Annotated in this window: 4 protein-coding genes; 3 read left to right on the top strand and 1 reads right to left on the bottom strand. The window is 46.3% G+C overall.

The genetic code is table 11. The features are described from left to right. Positions 1-186: 186 nt before the first annotated feature. Positions 187-684: a hypothetical protein gene (locus GX419_03305; protein ID NLI23718.1), complete on the bottom strand. Its 498-nt coding sequence runs from the start codon at positions 682-684 to the stop codon at positions 187-189. Between the two features lie 346 nt (positions 685-1,030). On the opposite strand from GX419_03305, the gene GX419_03310 reads away from it, so the two are divergent. The 3 genes from GX419_03310 to GX419_03320 all read left to right on the top strand — a co-directional run. Continuing rightward, positions 1,031-3,769 (top strand): TonB-dependent receptor, encoded by a 2,739-nt coding sequence (locus GX419_03310; GenBank protein NLI23719.1) that lies wholly within the window; start codon positions 1,031-1,033, stop codon positions 3,767-3,769. A gap of 2 nt (positions 3,770-3,771) precedes the next feature. Next, complete coding sequence (locus GX419_03315; protein NLI23720.1) at positions 3,772-4,857, top strand: DUF4249 domain-containing protein; 1,086 nt, start codon at positions 3,772-3,774, stop codon at positions 4,855-4,857. Between the two features lie 24 nt (positions 4,858-4,881). After that, a partial coding sequence (locus GX419_03320) for a hypothetical protein (GenBank protein NLI23721.1) occupies positions 4,882-5,364 on the top strand: 483 nt, incomplete at its 3' end.

Below are 5,364 nucleotides of genomic sequence, written 5' to 3' on the forward strand. Positions count from 1 at the left end.
GTTTCAGGGATTTCCGATTTCCCATTTCCCATTTCCCATTAATGTGTTCAGGTTTTCATAGCGTGATCAAGGACAGGAAATAGGAAATGGGAAATTTTCGGGGATTTTTGATTTGTGACTTGAGATTTTTAAGTGCAGGATAAGCAATAGCGCAGAGCGTAGAGCGAAAGGCGAACGGCAAGCAGCTTAAAATCCCATCCCATTTCCCGCAAAGAATAACAATTTGTTTATTTCCCTGTCAGATAAAAGAATCCAAACGATATGGTCGGAACAACTGGGAAAATCGAAATCAAAATTCCAATTTGACGGAAATCGTTCCACCTTTTTTTTCCAAATTTCTGCAGATACCCCGATTTCAATATCCAGACCTGCTTTATTACCGAAATACATATTACGCCCAATGCGTGGGGAAACAAATACCGTGTACCATGTGGCAGTTGAACCTTTTTCATATCCGTAGCACAACAACGCCTTTGTGTACCAGGGCGGAATCAGATTATACCGTGCTTTCCCTCCAAAATGATATCCACCCTGAACAAATGCCGAAAAAATGGAATGATTGTACCCCGGCAGCGTACCTGCTCCCGCTCCGAACTGAAAGGTGTTCCGGTACCCCTGCACCCCGGCGTATACTAATTCAGGAAACCCAAAACCCAGTGAAAGCTTCAGATCCGGATGCCTCATTGTCCCTTGGCCTGAAAACCTTTCAGATTCTTTTTGCTTAGCAGCACGCGCGGGAATTTCCCTTTCATTACTGTTTCGGACAGATGGTGAACCGGCGCTTGTCATTGCGGAGTCTGACGGGGCCATCAGTTTTGTACAACAGATATTGCCCAGGGCATATGCAGAAGGCATTATCATATGTATCAAAACCAGCAGGATAGATTTTGATAACAAGTTACCAGGATGTGATCTCATAAACATTTTTATTGCATGGAAGAATAAAGATACAATGCTTTATAACAAATGGCCGTTTTATTTCCGGAATAATTTGATAATTTTAGCGTTTTGGAAACGACATAAACAGTACATGAAGTATAGTCGGGGATACATACGTTCCCTTTTCGTTTTTTATGCGACGGCATTATTTAGCCTGTCAGCCCACGGTCAGAATCCGGATACATTAAAAATATCCGTCAACTATGACCACATGGCAATTACGGATGCCTTTCAGGACTTGTCGGCCCGGTATGGCGTGCAGTTTTTTTACCGTGGCGGCATGTTTACCGGAGATACCCTTTCCTATTCAGGGCATGAATCTGATCTGCGTGCATTTCTGCAGGAGGTTATCAGCGGAAAACCTGTCGAGTACCGGATAATTGGCTTCAACAAGGTAGTTTTCCTTCCTTCTGAAAAAGTTGCCATGCTTACCGGCGCTATGATTAACATGGCCGGTAACGATGTAACCCGGGGAGTTATTGGAGTGGGCAACCCTGCCGATGCCGGGAAATACAGAAGGGCCGAAATCCGCGGAAGAATTCTGAACGGGAAAAACGGTGAGCCCCTTCCCGGTGCTTCCCTGCAGGTGGAGAATCTTTCCATCGGAACCACCAGCAACATGGATGGATCTTTTTCCTTGGTCCTTCAGCCCGGAATTTATAACCTGCAGGTGGCCTGTCTGGGCTTTGAACAGCAGAAGTTTTCCCTCAAAGTGATTGGCCCCGGAACGGTTGACCTTGAACTGTTCGAGGAATCTGTCAGGCTGGAGGAAGTGAAGGTCTTTGCCAAAACAGCCGACCGCAACGTTCGCAGCAATACCATGGGGCTGATTGACATAGATATGCGCGATTTTAAACTACTGCCTCCGGTGGGTGGTGATAAGGATATTATGAAAAGGCTTTCCATGATGCCGGGAATTTCTTCGGCCGGTGAATTTGGATCAGGCATCAGCGTGAGGGGGGGAGGAGACGACCAGAATCTTTATCTTCTTGAAGGTGCTTCGGTGTATAATACGTCCCATGTTTTCGGCCTTATGTCGGTCATCAATCCGGATGCTGTTACCGGCATGAAACTTTACAGAGGATATATCCCGGCTGAGTTTGGGGAACGGGTTTCATCCGTAATTGATATCCGTGTGCGTGATAATGTCCGCAAGGGGTTTCATGGTCAGGGAGGCATCGGACTGTTCAACAGCAGGCTAATGCTCAATGGTACGCTTCCGGGGGATCATTTCTCCTGGATGATCGGGGGCAGAAGCAGTTATTCCGACTGGATTCTGGGCCGTCTGCCCGATTATAACCTCCGCAGCAGCCATGCTTCCTTCCACGATCTGAATGGATTGCTGCAGTATAAAAACAGTAAAAATCATCTTACCTTCTTTGCTTATTCCAGTTTCGACAGGTTCCGGTATGCCGGAGAGCTGAATTACCAGTACGGTAACAACCTTGCATCGGCACGGTGGACGCGGATCTATAATGCCAGTTGGAATACAGAACTTACCGCCTCTGTTTCCGATTATTATGTCACCAGGGATGACCTGGCGGAAGCTTCCCTGGTAAAGCAGGTTTCTTCCGGCATCCGTTCTGTTGATGCCAAACTGGTGCTGAACTGGAGTAAATTTCATAACCACAAGCCCTTGGCAGGGCTCCAGGTCATCCATTACACAGTTAATCCCGGTTCTCAGAAACCGCTGAATGAGTTCTCCCTGATTGCTCCTCTTGCTATAGAAAACAGCAGGGGATATGAAGCTGCCTTTTTTGCCGGTGATGACTTTGATGTTTCGGATTGGTTCGGAATCAGTGCCGGCTTGCGTTTTTCAACATATCACCTTACGGGTCCTTATCAAAAATTCCAGTACGATCCCGGCGGGCCTTTGACGCCCTCCCGTATCACAGATACTCTATCATACACAGAAGGCCTGAATGTTGTTTCCTATCACAGTTTTGAACCGCGGCTTGCGATACGATTCATGCTAAGCCAGAAAAGTTCCCTCAAGTTTTCTTACAGCGCAAACACTCAATACCTCATGCTTCTCTCGTTTACATCCATTCCCACTCCGAACGATGTCTGGAAACTTGCAGATCCCTACATTCGCCCGATTGATTCCCGCCAGCTGGCATTGGGGTATTTCCGGAACTCGGCAGACAATTCCGTCGAGTTTTCAGCAGAAATGTATTACAGATGGCTTGATAATCTGCCGGAATACAAAAATGATGCGACCCTTGAGATGAATCCGCATCCCGAAACGGAACTGACAAAAGCATCCGGTAAAAATTATGGTATTGAATGCATGATCAAAAAAACCGGAGGAAGAATCGATGGATGGATCAATTATACCTATTCCCGTGCGTGGAGGAAAACAAACGGGCAGTTTACCGAAGAGGTGATCAATGAAAACAAATGGTATCCGTCTATGTTCGATCGGCCTCACGACCTGAATGTATCAGGAACCTATTACTATAACCGCAGGCTCCGGTTTACTGCCAATTTTTACCTTTCCTCAGGCCGGCCGGCAACCCTTCCTGAATACCAGTTCGGTTTCGGAAATAATACTCTCGTATGGTTTTCTGACAGAAATGCATACCGTTTGCCGCCCTATCACCGACTCGATCTTTCTGTCAGCCGGGATGAAAGCCTGCATCTTCGCAAAAAATGGAAAGGAAGCTGGACCTTCTCAGTTCTTAATGTATACGGAAGAAAAAATGCTTATTCTGTGTTTTACAAAAATGCTGCCGGTGGTTTAACGGACGGATCCGGTATATCGGCGCTGTATAAACTGTATCTGATTGGCCGGCCTTTCCCTGTGGTAACATATAATTTTATCTTCTGAACATGCGTTGCGGATACTCTTCCATATTGTGCATCTTTTTGCTGCTGGCTGCAACGGCCTGTCAGGAACCTTATGATCCCGGGCCTCTCAACAGCAATGAAATGATTCCGGTGATTGAAGGTTCTGTTTCAAATGGTCCGGGGCCTTTTGTAATCCACCTTTCCTGGGCTTCTCCTTTTGGCAAAAAGCTGGACCTGCCCATCAGCGGCGCATGGGTCATGCTTTCTGATGACATGGGCCTCAGTGAGGTTTTAGCTGAAAATGCACCGGGCGTTTATGTAACTTCTGCCTCTGGCATACCGGTTAGCATAGGAAAAAGCTATAAACTGACAGTTAGATTACCAAACGGAGACATCTTCGAATCTCCATCACAGGAACTTCAGTCTCCCCCATGGGTGGATTCAGTTTATGCTGAAATAGGTACCGCAGTCACTGTAAAGGAAAATCTGTATGGAGATCTGATTGAAACCAAAAGCCAGGGACTTCATGTTATGGCCGATGTTACCGACCGGTCTGATAAAAAACGGTACTACCGTTTTTCAACCCGCTTGCTCATTGAAAGATACCATACCCTGAATCCCAATACCCCCTCCGCCATTACTGTTTTCTGCTACGATCCGTATAACCCTGATCAGATTCCCCAGGTTTTCGCTTCCGCTGGCAGGGATGGAAAACAATTGCTCAGGAGTATCCGGTATTCCTTTCTGCCCTATATCATCTATCCCGAACCTGAAGACCCGTCGGTAAGCAAAGATTTAATGACCGCCTGGGTTTTGCAGACAAGGGTTTCCGTTTTTGACCAGAAAGTGTATGATTTTTACCGTCTGGCCGTAAAACAGCTGCAAGCCGACCAGCAGATATTCGACCCTGTTCCCTCGCAGATCAAGGGAAACATGGTGTGCAGGAATAATCCGGAAAAAATTATGATCGGTATGTTTGAGGTGGCTTCCGTAACGACCCTGCATCATATTTTTACCTGGTTCCCGGGTTCGGAGGTGTATCACATGCGGGAACTAAAAGATTATCAGTTTCCTGAAGGGCCTGCGTGCAGGGAAGGTTTTCCTCCTCCGGGATGGATTTATTTTTGAAAAGGCGTATCAGAGATGATTCGGATGACTCATAAGCTCCTTGTTTTCCTCCTCCTGCCGGCGATCGTGTGGTTGCTGCCAGCGTTAACAGGCACGGAAATTGTCTGCGCCCAAAACAGGAATATTCACAGTACCGGCATGTATCTGGAACAAACTTTTGCACAGACTGACAGAGATTATTACGTGACCGGAGAATTTCTCAGATATGGCATTTTTGTTTTTAATCCGTCGGCTCCCGGAGAGAATGTTCAAAGTAAAATACTGTATATCAGTCTTTTTAATCAAAATTTGTATCCTGTTCTTACCTGGCGTTCAAATTTTACCGGTAACATATCGGCTGGTGAGATGAAGCTTCCGGATACGCTGTCTTCAGGAGTTTACTACCTGGCAGCTTATACATCTTTTATGCGAAGTCTTCCCCTTTCTTATATTGCATTCAAACCCCTGTTTATTTCCGCTCTGACGGATGACAATTTTACTGAATTCCAGGTGAGGGAGATTGTTGCA

The sequence above is a fragment of the Bacteroidales bacterium genome (assembly GCA_012517825.1).
Classification (GTDB): Bacteria; Bacteroidota; Bacteroidia; order Bacteroidales; family JAAYUG01; genus JAAYUG01.

What these genes read in the sequence shown, in the direction of transcription:
- GX419_03310 (NLI23719.1), top strand. Translation starts at nt 1,031, where the DNA reads ATGAAGTATAGTCGGGGATACATACGTTCCCTTTTCGTTTTTTATGCG.
- GX419_03315 (NLI23720.1), top strand. Translation starts at nt 3,772, where the DNA reads ATGCGTTGCGGATACTCTTCCATATTGTGCATCTTTTTGCTGCTGGCT.
- GX419_03305 (NLI23718.1), bottom strand. Translation starts at nt 684, where the DNA reads ATGAGGCATCCGGATCTGAAGCTTTCACTGGGTTTTGGGTTTCCTGAA.